General features: G+C 65.9%; 23 protein-coding genes. 7 read left to right on the top strand and 16 right to left on the bottom strand.

All coding sequences use genetic code 11. From position 1 onward, the window contains the following. Positions 1-137 precede the first annotated feature (137 nt). Together DSM104440_RS07875 and DSM104440_RS07870 are read left to right on the top strand one after the other, a co-directional pair. Positions 138-1,481 (top strand): (Fe-S)-binding protein, encoded by a 1,344-nt coding sequence (locus DSM104440_RS07875; RefSeq protein ID WP_171161466.1) that lies wholly within the window; start codon positions 138-140, stop codon positions 1,479-1,481. Positions 1,482-1,489: 8 nt separating this feature from the next. Beyond that, the gene (locus DSM104440_RS07870) at positions 1,490-2,074 is read left to right on the top strand and encodes a DUF3501 family protein (RefSeq protein ID WP_171161465.1); all 585 of its coding nucleotides are present in this window, start codon (positions 1,490-1,492) and stop codon (positions 2,072-2,074) included. Positions 2,075-2,182: 108 nt separating this feature from the next. Here the strand turns inward: DSM104440_RS07870 and DSM104440_RS07865 are convergent, their stop codons facing one another. From DSM104440_RS07865 to DSM104440_RS07855, 3 genes are read right to left on the bottom strand one after another with little or no spacing between them, the layout of a single operon-like run. Next, positions 2,183-2,575 carry a DUF3574 domain-containing protein gene (locus tag DSM104440_RS07865; protein WP_171161464.1) on the bottom strand — a complete coding sequence of 131 codons (393 nt, stop codon included), beginning with the start codon at positions 2,573-2,575 and terminating at the stop codon, positions 2,183-2,185. After that, positions 2,572-3,393: a DMT family transporter gene (locus DSM104440_RS07860; RefSeq protein ID WP_171161463.1), complete on the bottom strand. Its 822-nt coding sequence runs from the start codon at positions 3,391-3,393 to the stop codon at positions 2,572-2,574. Before DSM104440_RS07860 ends, DSM104440_RS07865 begins: the two co-directional genes overlap by 4 nt. Before the next feature lie 18 nt (positions 3,394-3,411). After that, entirely contained in the window at positions 3,412-4,749 is a 1,338-nt protein-coding gene (locus DSM104440_RS07855; RefSeq protein ID WP_171161462.1) for a tetratricopeptide repeat protein, read from the bottom strand. Between the two features lie 135 nt (positions 4,750-4,884). On the opposite strand from DSM104440_RS07855, the gene DSM104440_RS07850 reads away from it, so the two are divergent. Continuing rightward, a complete protein-coding gene (locus DSM104440_RS07850; RefSeq protein WP_212758262.1) occupies positions 4,885-5,508 on the top strand; it encodes a TetR/AcrR family transcriptional regulator in 624 nt (207 codons plus the stop codon). Positions 5,509-5,580: 72 nt separating this feature from the next. On the opposite strand, the gene DSM104440_RS07845 is transcribed toward DSM104440_RS07850, so the two are convergent. Continuing rightward, positions 5,581-6,489 (bottom strand): hydrogen peroxide-inducible genes activator, encoded by a 909-nt coding sequence (locus DSM104440_RS07845; RefSeq protein ID WP_171161460.1) that lies wholly within the window; start codon positions 6,487-6,489, stop codon positions 5,581-5,583. 125 nt (positions 6,490-6,614) lie between these two features. Here DSM104440_RS07845 and DSM104440_RS07840 point away from each other — a divergent pair, with 125 nt between their 5' ends. The 3 genes from DSM104440_RS07840 to DSM104440_RS07830 all read left to right on the top strand — a co-directional run bounded on the left by DSM104440_RS07840 (position 6,615) and on the right by DSM104440_RS07830 (position 9,109). Next, a complete protein-coding gene (locus DSM104440_RS07840) occupies positions 6,615-7,364 on the top strand; it encodes a glutathione peroxidase (protein WP_171161459.1) in 750 nt (249 codons plus the stop codon). 29 nt (positions 7,365-7,393) lie between these two features. Beyond that, positions 7,394-8,803: a dihydrolipoyl dehydrogenase gene (locus tag DSM104440_RS07835; protein WP_171161458.1), complete on the top strand. Its 1,410-nt coding sequence runs from the start codon at positions 7,394-7,396 to the stop codon at positions 8,801-8,803. Between the two features lie 72 nt (positions 8,804-8,875). Continuing rightward, positions 8,876-9,109, top strand: a complete 234-nt coding sequence (locus DSM104440_RS07830; protein ID WP_171159552.1) for a hypothetical protein — start codon at positions 8,876-8,878, stop codon at positions 9,107-9,109. On the opposite strand, the gene DSM104440_RS07825 is transcribed toward DSM104440_RS07830, so the two are convergent. After that, positions 9,100-9,906 (bottom strand): ParA family protein, encoded by an 807-nt coding sequence (locus DSM104440_RS07825; RefSeq protein ID WP_171161457.1) that lies wholly within the window; start codon positions 9,904-9,906, stop codon positions 9,100-9,102. The two genes, DSM104440_RS07830 and DSM104440_RS07825, sit on opposite strands and share 10 nt — an antisense overlap. Before the next feature lie 201 nt (positions 9,907-10,107). On the opposite strand from DSM104440_RS07825, the gene DSM104440_RS07820 reads away from it, so the two are divergent. Further along, a complete protein-coding gene (locus tag DSM104440_RS07820) occupies positions 10,108-10,743 on the top strand; it encodes a hypothetical protein (RefSeq protein WP_171161456.1) in 636 nt (211 codons plus the stop codon). On the opposite strand, the gene ugpQ is transcribed toward DSM104440_RS07820, so the two are convergent. The 11 genes from ugpQ to DSM104440_RS07765 form a co-directional block, all read right to left on the bottom strand. Further along, the gene (gene ugpQ / locus DSM104440_RS07815) at positions 10,740-11,489 is read right to left on the bottom strand and encodes a glycerophosphodiester phosphodiesterase (protein ID WP_171161455.1); all 750 of its coding nucleotides are present in this window, start codon (positions 11,487-11,489) and stop codon (positions 10,740-10,742) included. The two genes, DSM104440_RS07820 and ugpQ, sit on opposite strands and share 4 nt — an antisense overlap. Next, positions 11,486-11,983, bottom strand: coding sequence for a phosphatidylglycerophosphatase A family protein (locus DSM104440_RS07810; RefSeq protein WP_246212118.1), 498 nt, complete (start codon positions 11,981-11,983; stop codon positions 11,486-11,488). Before DSM104440_RS07810 ends, ugpQ begins: the two co-directional genes overlap by 4 nt. Further along, on the bottom strand, positions 11,955-12,932 hold the full coding sequence (thiL, locus tag DSM104440_RS07805) for a thiamine-phosphate kinase (protein ID WP_171161454.1): 978 nt from the start codon (positions 12,930-12,932) through the stop codon (positions 11,955-11,957). Before thiL ends, DSM104440_RS07810 begins: the two co-directional genes overlap by 29 nt. After that, complete coding sequence (nusB, locus tag DSM104440_RS07800) at positions 12,929-13,372, bottom strand: transcription antitermination factor NusB (protein WP_171161453.1); 444 nt, start codon at positions 13,370-13,372, stop codon at positions 12,929-12,931. The genes thiL and nusB overlap by 4 nt, the downstream gene beginning before the upstream one ends. After that, on the bottom strand, positions 13,369-13,839 hold the full coding sequence (gene ribH, locus DSM104440_RS07795; protein ID WP_171161452.1) for a 6,7-dimethyl-8-ribityllumazine synthase: 471 nt from the start codon (positions 13,837-13,839) through the stop codon (positions 13,369-13,371). The genes nusB and ribH overlap by 4 nt, the downstream gene beginning before the upstream one ends. Next, a complete protein-coding gene (gene ribBA / locus DSM104440_RS07790; RefSeq protein WP_171161451.1) occupies positions 13,836-14,954 on the bottom strand; it encodes a bifunctional 3,4-dihydroxy-2-butanone-4-phosphate synthase/GTP cyclohydrolase II in 1,119 nt (372 codons plus the stop codon). The genes ribH and ribBA overlap by 4 nt, the downstream gene beginning before the upstream one ends. Beyond that, positions 14,951-15,553, bottom strand: a complete 603-nt coding sequence (locus DSM104440_RS07785; RefSeq protein WP_171161450.1) for a riboflavin synthase — start codon at positions 15,551-15,553, stop codon at positions 14,951-14,953. The genes ribBA and DSM104440_RS07785 overlap by 4 nt, the downstream gene beginning before the upstream one ends. Before the next feature lie 2 nt (positions 15,554-15,555). After that, positions 15,556-16,656: a bifunctional diaminohydroxyphosphoribosylaminopyrimidine deaminase/5-amino-6-(5-phosphoribosylamino)uracil reductase RibD gene (ribD, locus tag DSM104440_RS07780; protein WP_171161449.1), complete on the bottom strand. Its 1,101-nt coding sequence runs from the start codon at positions 16,654-16,656 to the stop codon at positions 15,556-15,558. After that, a complete protein-coding gene (gene nrdR, locus DSM104440_RS07775) occupies positions 16,653-17,108 on the bottom strand; it encodes a transcriptional regulator NrdR (RefSeq protein WP_171161448.1) in 456 nt (151 codons plus the stop codon). The genes ribD and nrdR overlap by 4 nt, the downstream gene beginning before the upstream one ends. Before the next feature lie 12 nt (positions 17,109-17,120). Further along, the gene (gene glyA / locus DSM104440_RS07770; RefSeq protein ID WP_171165790.1) at positions 17,121-18,395 is read right to left on the bottom strand and encodes a serine hydroxymethyltransferase; all 1,275 of its coding nucleotides are present in this window, start codon (positions 18,393-18,395) and stop codon (positions 17,121-17,123) included. Positions 18,396-18,466: 71 nt separating this feature from the next. Continuing rightward, positions 18,467-19,360, bottom strand: a complete 894-nt coding sequence (locus DSM104440_RS07765) for an FAD:protein FMN transferase (protein WP_171161447.1) — start codon at positions 19,358-19,360, stop codon at positions 18,467-18,469.

Genomic DNA, 19,360 nt, shown 5'->3' with positions numbered 1-19,360 from the left:
GAACTGTCATCCTGAGGAGCGCAGCGACGAAGGACCTGCTTGAGTGGTTTAACTGTTAAAACCCTAAAGCAGGTCCTTCGGTCGCGTCGCTCCCTCAGGATGACAAGCCTTACCCTCAGGACGATAGCGGCTTCTCCATGACCGTCCGCGAAGGCAGCCTCGAAGCACCCACCCGCCACCCCCTGGACTGGAAGAACCCGGAGTTCTACGACGAGGCGAAAGCCCTCGACGAAGCCGGGCGCATCTTCGACATCTGCCACGGGTGCCGGCGCTGCGTCAGTCTCTGCAACGCATTCCCCACGCTGTTCGACCTGGTGGACGAAAGTCCGACCATGGAGTTGGACGGCGTGCCGCGCGAGAAGTACTGGAAGGTGATCGACCAGTGCTACCTGTGCGACGTCTGCTACATGACGAAGTGCCCCTACGTTCCGCCGCATCCGTGGAACGTGGATTTCCCGCACGTGATGCTGCGCGCGAAGGCGGTGCAGTTCCGCAAGGGTTCGCCCACGAAGTTCCGCGACGTGCAGCTCTCCTCCACCGATCGCAACGGCAAGCTCGCGACGATTCCCGTCGTCGTGCAGACGGTGAATGCCGCTGCGAAATCACCGACGCTGCGAAGCCTCGGTGAAAAGATGATGGGCGTGGACAAGACGGCGTGGGTGCCGGAGTTCACGCCGAAGAAGTTCCGTCCCAACGCGGCGAAGAGCAAGCCGCACGGCGTAAAGGACGGCCCGCGTTCGCCGGGCAAGGTCGCGATCTTCTCGACCTGCTACGTGAACTACAACGAGCCGGGCATCGGCCACGACCTCACGAAGATCCTCGACCACAACGCGATTCCGTACGTGCTGGTCGAGAAGGAAGCCTGCTGCGGAATGCCGAAGCTGGAGCTCGGTGATCTCGATAGCGTCGCGGCACTCAAGGCGCAGAACATTCCGCAGCTGGTCGCGCTTGCGCGTGCGGGCTACGCGATCCTGACGCCCGTTCCCTCCTGCACGCTCATGTTCAAGCAGGAGATCCCACTCATGTTCCCGGAGGACGCGGACGTGAAGGCGGTGCAGGACGCGATGTTCGATCCGTTCGAATACATCGTCGCGCGCCACAAGGACGGCCTGCTCAAGACCGACTTCAAGACGCCGCTCGGGAAAGTTTCGTATCACATCCCCTGCCACTCGCGCGTGCAGAACGTCGGCCAGAAGACGCGCGAGACGCTCGCGATGGTCCCCGGCACCGAAGTGCAGACGATCGAACGCTGCTCGGGGCACGCGGGCACCTGGGGCGTGAAGAAGGAGTTCCACGCGACGGCGCTGAAGATCGGCCGCCCCGTCGTGAGCCAGGTCGTGCACTTCGAGCCCGACCATTTCGCTTCCGACTGCCCGATGGCTGGACACCATATCGAGGAGGGCCTTGCCGACAAGAAGGGCAAGGCCGAACTTCACCACCCGCTGACCCTGATGCGAATGGCCTACGGAATCCCTGAATGACACTCGCCATGCCCAAGATCACCCGCGACTCCCTGCTCACCCTCGAGGCCTACGCCAAGTCCCGCAAGGACTTCCGCGCGCAGGTCCTCGCGCACAAGAAGGCGCGCACCGCGCACCTGGGCGATCACCTCACGCTCATCTTCGAAGACGAGCTCACGGTCCGCTACCAGATCCAGGAGATGCTGCGCATCGAGAAGACTTTCGAGGAAGCGGGCATCCAGGACGAGCTCGACGCCTACAACCCGCTCATCCCCGACGGCCGCAACTGGAAGGCCACGATGCTGATCGAGTACGAAGACGTCGAGGAACGCCGCGTCGCGCTCTCGAAGCTGCGGGACGTCGAACACAAGGTGTGGGTGCAGGTCGAAGGCCACGCGAAGTCCTTCGCCATCGCCGACGAGGACCTCGAGCGCTCGAACGACGTGAAGACCTCCGCCGTCCACTTCCTGCGCTTTGATTTGAGCGACGCGATGGCGGCTTCGCTGAAGAATGGGGCGGTGCTGGCGATCGGCGTCGATCACCCGAACTACGCTGCGTCGCTCGATCCGGTTCCCGATGCGACGCGCGCGTCGCTGATCCGCGACCTGCGATAAAGCAGTGTCATCCTGAGGAGCGCAGCGACGAAGGACCTGCTTTAGGCCGTTAACTGATTCAAGCAGGTCCTTCGGTCGCGTCGCTCCCTCAGGATGACAGGGTTTCTTCTACAAGCAGGCTCGCACGAGCGAGCGAGTGCGCAGCACCGCTTCCTGCGTGAAGCGGCTCTTGTACGCCGCAGCAACTTCCTCGAGCTTCGCCTCCTCGATCGATGACCCTCCGTGGACGATCTCCACGACGCGCGAGGGCTCACGCACGATCGCCTGGTCCTTGCCGCGCCACTGGCCGCTCGCCGCGTAGATGGTCAAGCCGGCGGGAAAGCGCGGCGTGATCTCCGACTCGACGAAGCGCTGGAAGTCCGCCTCGGGGATGACGACGCCGGTCGTCGTGGTCCCACCGAGGTAGAGCCGCTCGACGAGCTGGTCGCGACAGCGCGCATCGCCGCCCAGGCCGGTGCAGCCCGAGAGGAAGACAACGAATACCAGCGCGGCGAGCCTCATGCTGCCTCCTTCGGGGTGCGGCTGCCAAGGAAGGCGCCGCCCAGGATGAGGATGATGGCAGCGAGTGTCGCCCACGTGAAGCGGCCCGCGCCAAGCGCCACGAGCAGCAATGTGGAAAGTAGCGGCGTGAGATACGCGAGCGTGCCGATCACGCGTGGGTCGCCTCGCTTCAGCGCGCGGTCCCACAGGTAGAACGCGATGCCCATCGGACCCACGCCTAGCGCGATCAGCCACGGCCAATCCTGCGCGGTCGGTACGTAACGAGTCTCGAATGCGAAGTGGCACGCGAGCGCGGCCGCGCCCGAGGCGAGGCAAAACCACGCCACATACGACGTGGGAAACGCCGAGAACCTTCTCGTCATGAGCGAATACGTGGACCAGATCAACGCCGAGGCCATCGCGAACGCGTAGCCGAACCACGAGCCCGAGCCCGTCGAGGGATTCGCGGTGATCAGCACCGCCGCGCCGATGAATCCCATCAGGGCCGCGAACGCATGGCGAGCGCTCCACGCGATCCCCGGAACCATCACGGGGGCGAGCACCACGATCAGGAGCGGCCACAGGTAATTCACCAGGTTCGCTTCCACCGGCGGCGCGTGGCGGAGTGCCAGGAAGAGAAAGAAGTGAAAGCCGAACAACCCGTACACGCCGAGAGCCAGCGCGGGCCAGGGCGGCGGCCGGCGCACGAGCGCACGAGCGCCCACCAGCGAACCGATGAGGAGCGCGATTCCCGTGAGGAGGAAGGGCGGCACCGCGGCGAGCTGCAATGCAATCGCCGCGAGTGCCGCCCAAAGCACGATGGCTCCGAGCGCGATCACCGCCCGATCATAGCCGCCTCAGGCGGCCTGCTTCTTCGGCTTGGTGCGCTCGAACAACCGGCGGCCCCACAGCGCGGTCGGCTTCGAGACCAGGCGCTCCTGCGTGTAGTGCCGCGCAAGTTCCAGCTGGCCGGCACGCGTGGCCGCGTCGATCAGCGTGAGCGTGAGGATGTCGCGCTGCGCGTGGCTTCCGCCGAAGCGCGCGGAGATGTCGCGCGTCGCGCGCAGCAGGTCCACCGCATCGGCGAACCGCTCCTCGCTGTACGCGATCGCCGCCTCCGAGGCGGGCCGGCCCACGAAGCGCGCCATGTCCGCGTTGGAGGACGCCGCACCGAGGCTCGACTGGAGTTCCTCGCGCGCTTGCTTGATCGCCGTCTTGCGGCCGGTCGCCGCGAACGACAGCACGCCATGGAAATCGTTGAACGCCGCGTAGCCGGCCTCGGTACCGAGATCTTTTTCCCACGAATCGGCGACGGACTCCATGCGATCGCCGATCTCCACGCCCTCGAGCTTCAGGCGCCAGAGCATCGCGGTCGCATCGACACGGCTCATCGCCATCTCGAGCGCGCCGGCGAGGTGATCGTCGTGGATCGCCAGCGCGCGCGCGAAGTTGCCTTGATCCACGTTGAACAGCGCGAGGTGCCACCAGTTATGGAACTGGAACGCGTTGTCGGCCGGGGCCCATTGCTCCTGCCGCGTCTCGAGAAACTGGATGCCCTCCTCGATGCGGCCCTGCATTTCCATCACGTGGGTCACCGCGTGCACGGCCCAGCTGTCGAGCGGCTGCAGCTCGAGCGCGCGCAGGCCCGTGTCTTCCGCCTCCGGGTACTGGTTGCACTCCTCGAGTCCGAACGCATGCATGCCGAGCACGTACGCGAATTCGGGATCGTTCGCCGACCAGTGCGGCAGCACGCGCGTGACCCGGTTGCGCAGATTCAGCGCGTCGCCGCGCACGAAGTCGAAGAGGTGCCCGACCTGCAGCGCGAGGATGTCGCGCGGATTCGCCACGAGCACGTCTTCAATGGCAGCAACACCGCCGTGCCAATCGTCTTCGGCCAGGCGCCGCGCGGCAGCGGCCAGCGCGCGCTCGCGGTCCGTACCCTTGTCGATGGCGCGCTTGCCCGCATCGAGCGTCGCGATCGCCATCTTCGCGAAGCGTCGCTCGTAAGCGGTGATGAGTGCCAGGGCCTTGGCGACATAGGCGCCGGCGAAGGCCGGATCGGCCGCGATGGCCTGGTCCAGCGGGGCGAGCGGATCGCCGGTGAAGCTGAGCACGGCGCGAAGGCCGTTTTCATAGGCGGCGAGGGCCTGGGTGCTAGAGGTGGAAACGGTCAAACCACGTGAATCGCGAAGCATGGGAGTTCAGTCCTCACTAAGGTAAATGCTGCAACCAACCAGTTGGTATGTTACAGGTGTAGGCCCCTAAGTCAAGATAAGGTCTTGAAACTTTGGTTGATAAGACATACCTTCCAGTACGTTATGGACACTCCTTTGGATGCACGCCGGGTTCGGAACCCTGGGCAAACGCGCGAGAAGATTCTCGATGCGGCCCAGGTGCTCATTCTCGACCACGGCTTCTCGGCGACCACCGTGGACGCGGTCGTCGGCCGCGCCGGAATCACGAAAGGCGCGTTCTTCCACCACTTCCCGAGCAAGTCGGACCTCGGACGGGCGCTGGTCGAACGGCACGCCGCGACCGACCGCGAGCATTTCCTCGCGCAACTGGCCCGCGCGGAGAAGCTTGCCGCGGACCCGTTACAGCAAGTGCTGCTGCTGATCGGTTTCTATGAAGAGGAATTCGACGCGATGGAAGAGCCCTACCCGGGCTGCCTGTTCGCGTCCTATATCTACGAGCACAAGCTCTTCGACGACGGCACCCTCGAGATCCTGAAGGACGCCGCGCTCTTCTGGCGCGCTCAGATGAAGGCGAAGCTCGAGCAGGTGATGGCCGCGTATCCGCCCAACCGTGCGGTCGAGCTCGACAGCCTCTCGGATCTCTTCTACTCGATCACCGAGGGCGCGTTCGTGATGACGAAGACCCTGGGCGACAAGACGATGCTCTCGCGCCAGACCAAGCACCTGCGGACCTACCTCGAGCTCCTGTTTGCAAAGTAGAGGGGTCAGATCCCTTTAAATGATTCGGGGCAGCCATGGCTGCCCCGAATCATTTAAAGGGATCTGACCCCTCTACTTTGCAATCTTGATCGACGGGAGCTTCACGGAGCGGATGGATTCCGCGAGTGCTTCGACCGCAAGCGGGCGATCGAAGCTCGTGCGCCACGCAAGGGCCACCTTGCGCGAGGGAATCGGAGAGGCGAACGGCACGACGCGAACGAGCCGCGAGCTGTAGCGCGAAACCAGCGCGCTCGCCGGCAGCACGCTCACCCCAAGCCCGGACGCCACCATGTTTCGAATGGTCTCGAGCGAGCTGCCCGCGCGGCCCTCGGGCTGCGCGGTATTGGGCTGGCCCGGGCAGGCTTCGAGCACCTGGTCTCGGAAGCAGTGGCCGTTGTTGAGCACGAGCAGGTTTTCCTCATCGAGCTCAGATGGCTTCACCGCCTTGCGCGTCCCCCAGCGATGCCCCTCGGGCACCACCACGCTGAACGGCTCCTCGTAGACCACCTGCGTCTTCACCCCCGGCAGCGAGAACGGCAGCGCGATCACCACGACGTCCAGCTCGCCCTCGCGCAGCATCGGCGCGAGATTGCCGGTGAGGTTTTCCTCGATGGACAGCGTCATCGCCGGCGCACGCTTCTTGAGGATGGGAATGAGGTCCGGCAACAGATACGGCCCGATCGTCGGAATCACACCGAGGCGCAGCGCCCCCGCGAGTTGGTCGTGCGAGCCCTTGGCGATGTGCTGGATCTTCCCCACTTCATCGAGGACCTTGCGGGCCTGCTCCACGACCTGGCCCCCGCGCGGGGTCACGATGACTTCGCTCTTGTTGCGCTCGAACAACTTGAGTCCGAGTTCTTCCTCTAACTTGGCAAGAGCGAGGGACAACGTGGGCTGCGTCACGAAGCATTTCTGGGCGGCGCGGCCGAAGTGGCGCTCCTGGGCGAGGGCGACCACGTACTTGAGTTCGGTGAGGGTCATGGCTTGCTCGATAGGGTCTGGCTATCGAAAGTATAACGACAATCAATTGGAGAAATCAATCGGAACCCCGGAGAATTGCGGCTGTCCCTATTGAACAACCCCCGAAACAAGCCAGGAGAGTGCAAATGTTTCCCAACAGCGAAGGCAAGCGAGTCCCCGACGTCACGTTCCGCACGCGCGAGGACGGCCAGTGGAAGGACATCACCACCGACGACCTCTTCAAGGGCAAGACCGTGATCGTCTTCGCCCTCCCCGGCGCCTACACGCCCACCTGCTCGACCACGCATCTGCCGCGCTACAACGAGCTCGCGGCCACGTTCTCGAAGCACGGCGTGGACGAGATCGTGTGCCTGTCGGTCAACGACGGCTTCGTGATGAGCGAGTGGCAGAAGGACCAGAACGCCCCGAACATCACCTTCATCCCCGACGGCAACGGCGAGTTCAGCGACAAGATGGGCCTGCTCGTCGACAAGACGAACCTGGGCTTCGGCAAGCGCTCGTGGCGCTATTCGATGCTCGTGAAGGACGGCGTGGTCCAGAAGATGTTCATCGAGCCGGACAAGGCGGGTGACCCGTTCGAGGTCTCCGACGCCGACACGATGCTCAACCACATCGCCCCCAGCGTGAAGGCGCCCGAACCCGCGGTGATCTTCTCGAAGGCCGGCTGCCCGCACTGCGCGCGCGCCAAGGACGTGCTGAACGCCAACGGCATCGCGTACGAGGAAGTCGAGCTCGGCAAGGGCATCACCTTCTCGACCGTCCGCGCCGTTTCCGGCAAGGGCACGACGCCGCAGGTGTTCATCGGTGGCAAGCTCATCGGTGGCGCCGACGAAGTGGAAGCGCATTTCGCGTCCAAGACCAAGAAGGCTGCGTAAGTACCTGGAGTGAACCCAAGGGAGTGAGCATGCAAACGCTGCACGTGGATGTTGCTGTCATCGGAGCCGGCACTGCGGGGCTGGCGGCCTACCGGGCTGCCCGAGCGCGGGGCGCCAGGGCCGTCCTCATCGAGGGCGGGCCCTACGGCACGACCTGCGCGCGCGTCGGTTGCATGCCCTCCAAGCTGCTCATCGCCGCCGCCGAGGCCGCGCACGCGATCGAACGCGCGCCCGGTTTCGGCGTGCACGTCGATGGCCCGTTGCGCATCGACGGCCGCGAAGTCATGGCGCGCGTGAAGCGCGAGCGCGATCGTTTCGTGGGCTTCGTATTGAATGGCGTGGAGAACATTCCCGAGGGCGACCGGCTTCGCGGGAACGCCACGTTCATCGACCGCAATACGCTGCAGGTCGAAGGCGGCGCGCGTGTCGTCGCCCGCACGGTGGTGATCGCCACGGGTTCGCGCCCGTCGGTGCCGCCGGTCCTTTCGAAGCTGGGCGACCGGCTCGTGATCAACGACGACGTCTTCTCGTGGGACGACCTGCCCAAGTCGGTGGCCGTGTTCGGCCCCGGCGTGATCGGCCTCGAAATCGGCCAGGCGCTCGCACGCCTCGGTGTCCGCGTGGTCATCCTCGGCCGCGGCGGCCGCGTGGGTCCCATCTCCGACACCGTGGTTCGCGCCGCGGCATTGAAGGCATTCGCGCCGGACTTCTGCGTCGATCCCGATGCGAAGGTCGCGCGCGTCGAACGCGTGGGCGATGAAGTCGAGATCGAATACGTCGATTGCGGCGGCAAGTCGGTGACCCAGCGCTTCGAGTACGTGCTCGCCGCTACCGGCCGCGTGCCCAACATCGATCGGCTCGCGATCGAGAACGCGAAGCTCCCGTTGAATGCGGTGGGCGCGCCGGCGTTCGACCGCAAGACGCTGCAAGTGGGCGACACGCCGGTGTTCATCGCTGGCGATGCCGCGAACGACATGCCGTTGCTGCATGAAGCCGCTGACGAAGGCCGCATCGCGGGCGACAACGCGGCGCGCTTCCCGAACATTGTCGAGGGCGATCGCCGCGCCCCGCTCGGCATCGTCTTCACCGATCCGCAGATCGCGATCGTCGGCGGCGGCTGCGCCACGATCCCGAAGGGCTCGTTCATCGTGGGCGAAGTCTCGTTCGAGGACCAGGGCCGCTCGCGCGTGATGCTCCGCAACCAGGGGCACCTGCGCGTGTATGCCGATTCCGCCGACGGCCGATTTCTCGGCGCCGAGATGGTCGGGCCGGACGCCGAGCACATCGGCCACCTCCTCGCCTGGGCGGTGCAGATGCGCATGACCGTTTCGCAGATGCTCTCGATGCCCTTCTACCACCCGGTCATCGAAGAGGGCCTGCGTACGGCGTTGCGCGACTTGGACGCCAACCTCCAGAAGGCCCAGCGCCTGGCCGCCTGAAAAAGGGGACAGTCCCCTTTTTCGGTTGGGGTATCCTCAGCGCACAACAAAATCGTGGCCTGATACCCAACCATGAAGAAATTCGGGTTCCGGATCCAGACAAGGGGAGGCTCGACGGTCGAGAACCTGGTGATCCAGGGGCGCGACCGCGAGGAGGCTGAGCGCAAGCTCCGTCAGGTCTACCACCACTGCACCATCCTGGATGCGAAGGTGCTCGCCGATCCGGTGCCGGAAGACGCCTCCGACCTCGAGGGCGTCATCTCCATCATCGCGAGCGAAGGCCGGGACGACCCGCCTCAGGCGTAGGCGACCGCCGGTTCCGGCAGCGCGACGCGCCGCACCCCGAAGAATCCCGCCGAATCCAGCTCCTCGAACAACGCGCGGTAATCCGCGGCGCCGCGGCTGTTGGGCGCATGCGCGAACACGTCCTGCGAGCTGAACGGGCTTTCCGCGATGGCGACGGTTTCCGAAATCCGCGACTCGCAGAGGTTCGCGCCGAAGTGCGACTTGAAGCGCTCGAGGATTTCCCACGACATCTTGCGGCGACCATCGAAGCGCGTGATCACGTAGCGGCGCTGCACCGGGTGCCCGAGCACGCGCTGGAGCGCATTCAATGTTTTCTCCACCTGCAGCGCGCCCGTTTCCGCGAGGAAGTCCGCGGAGACCGGCACGAGCACGCGGTCGGCGGCGAAGATCGCGGAGAGCGAGAGCACGCCCAGCATCGGGCAGCAGTCGATCACCACGGGACGCACGCCATTGAGCTGCTCGCGCTCGAGGCCGATGCGCAGGCGATTGAGCACGTTCGGGCCCTTGCCGAATTGCGTGTCGACCTTGGAGAGCTCGAGGTGCGAGGGGATGACTTCCCAGCCCGCGTTCGCGTTGCGCACGAGGTCCATCAACGGGCGCGAATCGCGGAAGAAACCGTAGACGCTCTCGGCCGCGGTATTCACGCGCGCGCCGCAGATCTGCGAGAGGTGGGCCTGGGGGTCGAGGTCGATCGCAAGCGGATCGAATCCCTCGCGCGCCAAGGCGGCGATCAAGTTGAGCGTGGTCGTAGTCTTGCCGACCCCGCCCTTCTGGTTGAAGACAGCGATTCTGGCCACGTGGGTTTTTTCACTCCCTGATTTGGCCCAGTTTACCGAGCCGGTACGACGGGACCTTTGCAGTCCTCTGAAATCAGTCTAGGCGCTAAATCAGGCACTTGGCAAGCCTTTTTCAACAAGGCCTCATGAAGGCCCCGGAAGGTCCTGACGCGCCTTGGGATCATGTGGAATAATCCGCGCTGCCCTCGACACCGACCCCGCATGACCCCCGAATCCGTCCTCGCCAAGACCCCCAAGGGGGTCGAAGAGATCGAACGCCGCACTTACCACCTCCAGTCGCGCCTGCGGCAGGCGTTGATCCGCATTGATGGCGTGAAAACGCTCGACGAGCACTTCGAGCTGGCCGGCGATCTCGCCGACGCCCTCTTTGCCCAGTTCGAGGAGCTCGAGCGCGAGGGATTCGTGATCGACACGACCCCGGTCCCCACCGAGCCGCTCGAGCCCGAACCGGTGGCTGAGACGGAGCCGATGACCCCGCCGGCTCCGGCGGCCAAGGCATGGCCCCCGACCAAGCCGGCAGCGCCTGCTGCCCCTGTCCGCCCTGCGGAATCCGACGCCGAAACCACGCAACCGGTCTCGGCCGCCGTTTCGGCCGCCGCTTCGGCCGCCGCCTCCGCGCCTGTCTCGTTCGACTCGCCCGTCAAGTTCCGCCTGGGTGACCTGCTGGTCGATGCCATGGGACCGGAAACGGGCAAGCTCGGCACGACGCTCCAGAGCTGCCGCAATCGCGAGGACCTCGCGAAGTGGGTTGCGTATGCCTTTCCGCGCATCCAGGAAGCCGCGGGCAAGGACAAGGCGAAGACCTTCTACAAGTCGGCGAAGCAGCTGGTCGGCTAGAGGTGCTTCGGGAAGCGCTCCGCGAAGACGCGGAGGTTGTCGGTGAACATTCCATCGACGCCCCACGAGAACAGTTCCTCGGCGCGGGCAATGTCGTTCACGGTGTAGATCATCACGCGAAGGCCCAGCTTGTGCGCCCGATCGACGTCGGCGCGCAGCAGGTTCTTGTGGCTCGTGTGCAATGACGCCGCTTCGAGCGCCTCGAGGCGATCCCAGTCAGCGGGCTCCACGCGATCAGTGAGCCAGCCGCGCGGCAGCTCGGGCGACATGATCTGCGCCTCGCCGAGTGCGGCGAACGAAAACGACGAGAGCAGCGGCGGCACCGGAGCCGAAGCGAACAGCGCTGCGCTGACAGCAGCGACATGCGCACCCGTTTCCTTGTCGCGGCCGGGACTGGGTTTGATCTCGATGTTCACCATCGCCTTCTTCGCGAGGATTTCCCTGGCGAAGGCATCGAAACGCGCGATCGGCTCGCCGCGGAATTCCGGCGAATGCCAGGCGCCTGCATCGAGCTTCGCGAGATCCGCCCACGCGAGCGTGCCGGCATCGCCCTTGCCGCTCGTGGTGCGCTCGAGCGTCGCATCGTGCAGGAGCATCGCCACGCCATCGCTCGAGAGCTTCACGTCGATTTCGCACGCGCGGTAGCCCAGCGATTGACCGAATCGAACCGCGGCAAGCGTGTTCTCCGGAGCGAGCGTGCCGCCGCCGCGATGGGCGATCAGCTTCGGATAGGGCCAGGCCTTCACTTCATCACCACCACGATGACGATGAACACCGCGTACGCGTAGCAGGCCGCGATGAGGTCGTCGAACATCACGCCCAGGCCGCCGCGGAGATTCTTCTCGAAGAGCTTGATGGGAAAAGGCTTCCAGATATCGAAGAGCCGGAAGAGCCCGAAGACGACGAGCTGCAGCAGCAGGCTCGAGGAAGCGAGGGCCGCGAGCGGCAGGAACGCGACGACTTCATCCCAGACGATGGCGCCGGAATCCTCGATGCCCATCGCGCGGCCGGTAACGCCGCACGCCCAGATGCCGACGAAGAAAAGCGGGATCGCGAGGAATGCGATCACGAGGACCGGCAGGAATTGCTGGAGGATGAGGCACAAGCCCCAGGCGAGCAGCGTGCCGAACGTGCCGGGCGCCTTCGGGGCGAGGCCGGCGCCGAACCCGAGCGCGATGAAATGCGCCGGGTGCGCGACCAGGAAGCGCGCGTCAGGCCGCGGAGAAATGGTCGAAGCCACCGCCGTCGACCGGCACGGGCTTGCCGTCGGTACCCATCAGGCTCACACCCTTGCCGCGGTGGATCTGGCCGATGCGCGTGATCTGCACGCCCAGCATGTTCGTGAGGTCCTCGATCGAATCGCGCGAGTTCGGGTTGGCCGTGAAGCACAGCTCGTAGTCGTCCCCGCCGGCGACGACGGCGTTCAAGCCCTCGGGGGTGCCCACGTATTTCGCGCCGATCGGCGAGAGCGGAATCGCGGAGAGATCGACCTTCGCGCCGACCTTCGAGAGGCGGCAGACGTGACCGAGGTCCGAAAGCAACCCATCGGAGATGTCGATGGCACTCGTGGCCATGCCGCGCAGCGCCTGGCCCAGCTGCACGCGCGGCGTGGGCTCGTAGAGACGCATGATGGTCTCCTGGAGGTCCGCGTCGTCGAGCTTCAGCTTCCCGCGGCGATGCGCCACGGAGAGCGCGGCATCCCCGATGCGGCCCGAAACCCAGATGTCGTTGCCGACCTTGGCGCCGGTGCGCTTCAACGCGGCACCCGCGGGCACCTCGCCCATGATCGTCACGGTGAGCGCGAGCGGACCGCGCGTGGTGTCGCCCCCGACGAGCGAGACATCGAACTCTTCGGCGAGATCGAAGAAGCCCTTCGCGAATGCCGCGAGCCAATCGTGGTCGACGGACGGGAGCGTCAGCGCGAGCATCGCCCAGTGCGGCATCGCGCCCATCGCGGCCATGTCCGAGAGATTCACCGCGAGCGCCTTGTGGCCGAGGTTCTCCGGATCGACGTCGGGGAAGAAATGCGTGCCCGAGACCATCGTGTCCGTGGAGACCGCGAGGTCCATGCCGTTGGAGACGTCGATCAGCGCCGCGTCGTCCCCGACGCCGAGCACAGCATTGGCTGCCGGGCGCGTGAAGTGACGCGCGATGAGATCGAATTCGCTGCTGAGCTTCGGGGTGGTCATGCGTTGGTCCGCCTCTTTGCGGCAACCTCTTCCGGGCGCACCTGGGCGGCGAGCTTGTCGAGGATGCCGTTCACATATTTGTGGCCATCGGTGCCGCCGAAAACCTTGGCGAGCTCGATGCCTTCGTTGATCGCGACGCGATAGGGAACGCCGGGGCAGCGCATGAGCTCGTACGCACCGAGCAACAGCACCGCGCGCTCCACCGGGCTCACGTCCGCCCACTTGCGATCCGCGAGCGGCTCGAGCTGGGCCTGGAACTCCTCGGCCCCGCCGATCGCGCCGTTGATCGCTTCCTTGAGGAACTTCGCGTCGGCTTCCTTGTAACCCTCGAGGTCCTTCAGGTCCTTGAGGATCTGCGCGGGCTTGCCGGCGCCGAGCAGCCATTGGTACAGGCCCTGCACCGCGAACTCACGGGCAAGGTGCTTGGCCGAATTCTTCATTCGCCCGCCGCCTTCAGGGTGTTGGCCATCTCCACCGCGACCTTCGCGGCTTCCGCGCCCTTTACCACCGCGCGCGCCTTGGCCTGTGCTTCGTCCTGCGTGGTGAGGACCCCATTGGCGATGGGAATGCCGGTCTCGAGCTGGACTTCGACGATGCCGCGCGCGCTTTCGTTGGCGACGACTTCGAAATGGTAGGTCTCGCCGCGGATCACGCAGCCCAGGGCCACGAGCGCGTCGTAGCGGCGGGCGAAGCCGCGACGCTCGAGGGCGAGTGTTTGCAGCACGAGCGGAAGCTCCAGCGCGCCGGGCACGGAGACCACGTCGATGTCCGCTGCCGCCACGCCAAGATCCACGAGGGCCTTGTCGCAGGCGGTGAGGAGCTCGCGCACGATGTCTTCGTTGAAGCGGCTCCAGACGATGCCCACGCGCAGGCCGCGGCCGTCGAGTTTCGGGGTCACGTCCTTCATACGGCTTTCAATCCCTTCGCATCATCGGGCGAGACGTACTCGACCACTTCGAGTCCGAAGCCCGCCATGCTGGGAATGCGCTTCGGGCGAGCCATCACGCGCATCTGCCCGACGCCCAGGTCCTTCAGGATCTGCGCGCCGATGCCGTGCAGGCGCGGATCCCATTTCTTCGGGGCCTTCACTTCCTTTGGACCGCTCGCGAGGCGCTCGAGAATCTCCGAAGCGGGCTCGCGCCGGCGCAGCAGGACGATCACGCCCTCGCGGTGGTGCGCGACGATGCGCATGGCGTCCTGTACCGAATACGCGTGGCGGCTCGAATCGAAATCGAAGAGGTCGAGCGACATGAACGGTTCGTGCACGCGCACGAGCACCGGGCGATCGGGCGTGGGCTCGCCCTTCACCAGCGCGTAGTGGAGTTCGTCCGCGCTCTTGTCGTGATAGACGCACAGGCGGAACGCGCCGTAGGCCGTGGTGATCGCCTTGTCGGAAACGCGCTCGACCAGCTTTTCGGTTTCGCTGCGATGGCGGATGAGGTCGGCGATCGTGCCGATCTTCAGGCCGTGGGCCTTGGAAAACTCGAGGAGATCGGGAAGCCGCGCCATCTCGCCATCGGGCTTCATGATTTCGCAGATCACCGCGGCGGGCGTGAGGCCCGCGCGCTCGGCGAGGTCGCAACCGGCTTCGGTGTGGCCGGCGCGAACGAGCACGCCGCCGTTTTGCGCCATCACCGGGAAGATGTGGCCGGGCTGGACGATGTCCGTGGGCTTCGCGTGGCGAGCGACGGCCGCACGCACCGTGCGCGCGCGGTCAGCCGCGGAGATTCCGGTCGTGACACCCGTGGCTGCTTCGATGGAAACGGTGAAGGCCGTGCCCATGCGCGCGCGGTTGTCGCTCACCATCATCGGCAGGCTCAGCTGGCGGCAGCGCTCTTCGGTGAGCGTGAGGCAGATCAGGCCGCGGGCGTGCGTCGCCATGAAGTTGATCGCCTCGGGGGTCACGAAGTCGGCGGCGAGGACGAGATCTCCCTCGTTTTCGCGGTCTTCCTCGTCCACGAGCACGACCATCCGGCCGGCGCGGATTTCGCTGATGATTTCGGGGGCGGAACTGATGCTCATGATGTGCGTATTTTGCCTGATTCCAGGATGCGCTCCACGTAGCGCGCGAGGACGTCGGCCTCGAGGTTCACGCGGGCGCCGGGGGCGAGATTGCGGATCGTGGTGACCGATCGCGTGTGCGGAATGATGTTCACCTCGAAGCGCGCGCCGTCGACCGCGTTGACGGTGAGGCTGACACCGTCGACCGCGACGGATCCCTTGCGCGCGAGGAGGTGCGCGAGGTCCTTCGGAGCGTCGATCGCCAGCCGGAAGCTGCCGCCGAGGTCGTCGAAGGCCGCCACCGTACCCACGCCGTCGACATGGCCCGCGACCAGGTGGCCGTCGAGGCGGTCGGACAGTCGCAGGGACTTCTCCAGGTTCACTTCCCGCCCGGATTCGAGTCCGGTGGTGACGGCCAGCGTTGCGCGCGAGGTATCCACTTCGAAATGGTCGGCGGTTTTGGCGACCACCGTGTGACAGGCACCCTGGATCGAGATCGAGTCGCCGATCTTCACTTCGCCGAGGCCGAAGTCGCGCGCCTCGATGCGCAGCCGCACGCCGTCGCCCTGGGCGGTGGCCGAGGCGATGCGCCCGACATGCGTGATGATTCCGGCGAACACGGTCAGCTCCCGAAACGCGCGGTGAGGCGCAGGTCTTCGCCGACGAAGCGCACGTCGAGGATGCGCAGGCGCTTCGCGTCGCTAAGCGAGGTGAGGTCCGGGAAGTCGAACAGGCCTTGCGCCCCCGTGCCGAGAACCAACGGCGCGAAATAGAGCACCAGCTCGTCGATCACGCCCGCGGCAACCAGCGAGCCGTTCAACTTCGCACCGGTCTCGACCGTGACTTCGTTGAAGCCGCGCTTGCCGAGCTCCTGCGCGATGGCGACCAAGTCGGTCTTGCCGGGCTTCTTCGGATCGATGGGCGCGGTCACGACTTCGGCGCCGGTGGCTTCGATGCGCTTGCGCTTGTCGGCGTCCGTGCTCACCGTGAAGATGAGCGGCGGCTCGCCCTGGAGGATCTTCGCTTCCAACGGAACGTCGAGCCGCGAATCGATGAGCACGCGCTTGGGCTGGCGCGTGGCCGGCACGTGGCGCACGGTGAGCTGCGGATCGTCGCGAAGCACCGTGCCGATCCCGGTGAGCATCGCGCAGGAACGCGCGCGCAGGACGTGCACGTCGCGCCGGGCAATCTCTCCGGTAATCCACTGGCTCTCGCCGTTGGCGAGCGCGATGCGCCCGTCGAGCGACGCCGCGGACTTGATGCGCATCCACGGGCGGCCGAGCGTCATGCGCGTGACGAAGCCGCGATGGGCTTCGGTCGCTTCGGATTGCATGAGGCCCACGTCCACTTGCACGCCGGCATCGCGCAGGCGCTGCGCGCCCTTGCCCTTCACCAGCGGATTCGGGTCTTCCATCGCGGCCACCACGCGGCCGATCTTCGCGGCGAGCAGCGCATCGACGCAGGGCGGCGTGCGGCCATGATGGTTGCAGGGTTCGAGCGTCACGTACGCGGTGGCGCCTTCAACCGATTCCTTCGCGGCGGCGATCGCCCGCACTTCCGCGTGGGCCTCGCCCGCTCGCTCATGCCAGCCCTCGCCCAGCACCTTGCCGGCGCGCGCGATGACGCAGCCGACACTGGGATTCGGGGAAGCCGTGTCGCGGCCACGGGCCGTGAGCGCGAGCGCCCGCGCCATGTAGGCGTGGTCTTCGCCCGTGAAAGTCACTTTGTATCCCGGACTTCGCGGATGGCGTCGCGGAAATCCTCGACGTCGGAGAAGCTCTTGTAGACGGAGGCGAAGCGGATGTAGGCAACCTTGTCGAGCTTGCGAAGCTCTTCCATCACCAGCTCGCCCAGGCGCCGCGAACCGATCTCGCGCTCACCGAGGGCCAGCATCTTCTGTTCGATGCGCGTGATGGCCGCATCGACGAGCTCGGTCGTGACCGGACGCTTGTGCAGCGCCCGCTGGAAGCCCGTGCGCAGCTTCGCCGAGGAGAAGTCCTCGCGCACGCCGTCGGTCTTCACGATCTGCGGCATCCGGAGTTCCGCCGTCTCGTAGGTCGTGAAGCGCTTGCTGCAGACCTGGCACCGGCGGCGGCGGCGAATGGAATCGCCCTCCTCGCTCACGCGCGAGTCGATGACCTGCGTGTCCTCGGCGCTGCAGAAGGGGCATTTCACGGCGCGGGTTCCTTACGCCATCCCGAAGGTCGCGCGCATGGCGGGACCGTACACCGGGAACCTCGCGCACAGCGTGTTCACTTCGGCGCCGACCTTCGAAATTGCGGATTCGTTGCCTGCGGCCTCGAGGGCATCGGCCACGAGGTTCGCCACCTGCCTGGCTTCCGCGTCCTTGAAGCCGCGCGTGGTCATCGCCGGCGAGCCGATACGGACACCGCTGGTGACGAAGGGCTTCTCGGGATCGTTCGGAATCGCATTCTTGTTGACGGTGATGTGCGCGCGGCCGAGCAGCGCCTCCGCGTCCTTACCCGTCACCTTCTTCGCGCGCAGGTCCACGAGGAACACATGGCTCTCGGTGCGGCCCGACACGATGCGCAGTCCACGCTGCGTGAGCGTCTCGGCCATCACCCTCGCGTTCACGGCGACCTGCTGCTGGTAGGTCTTGAAGGCCGGCTGCTGCGCTTCGAGGAACGCGACCGCCTTCGCCGCGATTACGTGCATCAGCGGTCCGCCCTGGATGCCGGGGAAGATCGTCGAGTTGAGCGCCTTCTCGTGCTGGGCGGCGGCGAGGATCACGCCACCGCGCGGGCCGCGAAGGGTCTTGTGCGTGGTACTGGTCACGAAGTCGGCGATGCCCACCGGCGAGGGATACACGCCCGCGGCGACGAGGCCCGCGTAGTGCGCCATGTCCACCATCAGCAGCGCGCCGGCTTCGTCCGCGATCTCGCGGAACTTGTTCCAGTCGGTCTTCAGCGAGTACGCCGAAGCGCCGGCGACGATCATCTTCGGCTTGTGCTCTTTCGCCAGCGCACGCACCTGGTCGTAGTCGAGCTCTTCCTTGTCGTTCAGGCCGTAGGTGATGGCGTTGAAGATCTTGCCCGAGAGGTTGACGCTGGCACCGTGCGTAAGGTGACCGCCCGCGGCGAGCGACATGCCGAGAATGGTGTCGCCGGGCTTCAACATCGCGAAGTACACGGCCTGGTTGGCCTGCGAGCCCGAGTGCGGCTGCACGTTCGCATACTCCGCGCCGAAGAGCTTCTTCACGCGTTCGATCGCGAGCGTCTCGGCAACATCGACGAATTCGCATCCGCCGTAGTAGCGCTTGCCCGGATAACCCTCGGCGTACTTGTTCGTGAGCACGCTGCCCTGTGCCGCGAGCACGGCGGGACTGGCGTAGTTTTCGGAGGCGATCAGCTCGATGCCTTCTTCCTGGCGGCGGCCTTCGGCCTGCATGGCTTGCCAGAGCGCGGGATCTACCGCCGCGAGGGTGTGCGTGTCGGCGAACATGGCTTCAAGTGTTTGAATGAGCGTGAATTTTAGCACGCGAGCCATGGGCTCGAATGGGGTTTCCCCCATGCTCACTTGAAACGGTCGACGATCTCTCCGTTGCCGAGCATGCAGTAGTGCTTGAGGCCGAGCGACTTGAGCCACGCGAGACCTTCGCGCTCGCCCTTCAGCATGGCGATCGTGGTGGCGCTGCCGGCGACGAGGCACGTGGGCGCATGCACGGTGACCGAGCGCAGGCCGCGCGCGGAGCGTCCGGTGCGCGGATCGAGGATGTGGCAGTGGCGAACGCCGTCGACTTCGATGAAGCGCTCATAGTCGCCGCTCGTCGCGAGCGCCCCCGAGGACACAGGCAACTGCGCGATCACCGCATCGGCGACGCGCGGATGCTTGATCCCCACGCGCCACGGCAGGCCATCGTCGAGCGTGCCCAGGATCGCGAGGTCACCCGCGAGATTCACCAGCGCGCTCGTGAACCCCTTCTCCTTCAGGATGACGGCAGCGCGATCGACCGCGTATTCCTTGCCGAAGCCACCGAAGTCGAGCTCCATGCCGTACTCGGGAAGGCGCACGGTGGTGTCGGTGAGCTCGACCTTCTTCCAGCCGATGAGGCCCAGCAGCGGCGCCAGCTCGGCATCGCTCGGCACGTGATCGACCTGGAAATTCCAGGCCGCGCGCAGAACGCCGGCCGTGGGATCGAACAGGCCGCCGCTGTTCTCGTGGCAGGCGTCCGCGAACGCGAGCAGCCCCAGCGTTTCCTCGTCGATCGGCACCGGCGCCTCGCCCGCGGCCGCATTGATGCGCGAGACGATGCTGTCGGGTCGGTAGCGCGAGAACTTGGCCTCGATGCGCAGCACTTCGTCGCGCGTGGCCATGGCGGCCGCCTTGGCGCGGGCCTCGTCCTCGGCGTAGAGCTGGATCTCGTTGACCGCGGCCATCGCCTTGAACGACATGCGGAAGAGCCGCAT

The sequence above is a fragment of the Usitatibacter palustris genome, from assembly GCF_013003985.1.
Lineage (GTDB): Bacteria > Pseudomonadota > Gammaproteobacteria > Burkholderiales > Usitatibacteraceae > Usitatibacter > Usitatibacter palustris.
This window is presented reverse-complemented; position numbering and strand designations above follow the sequence as displayed.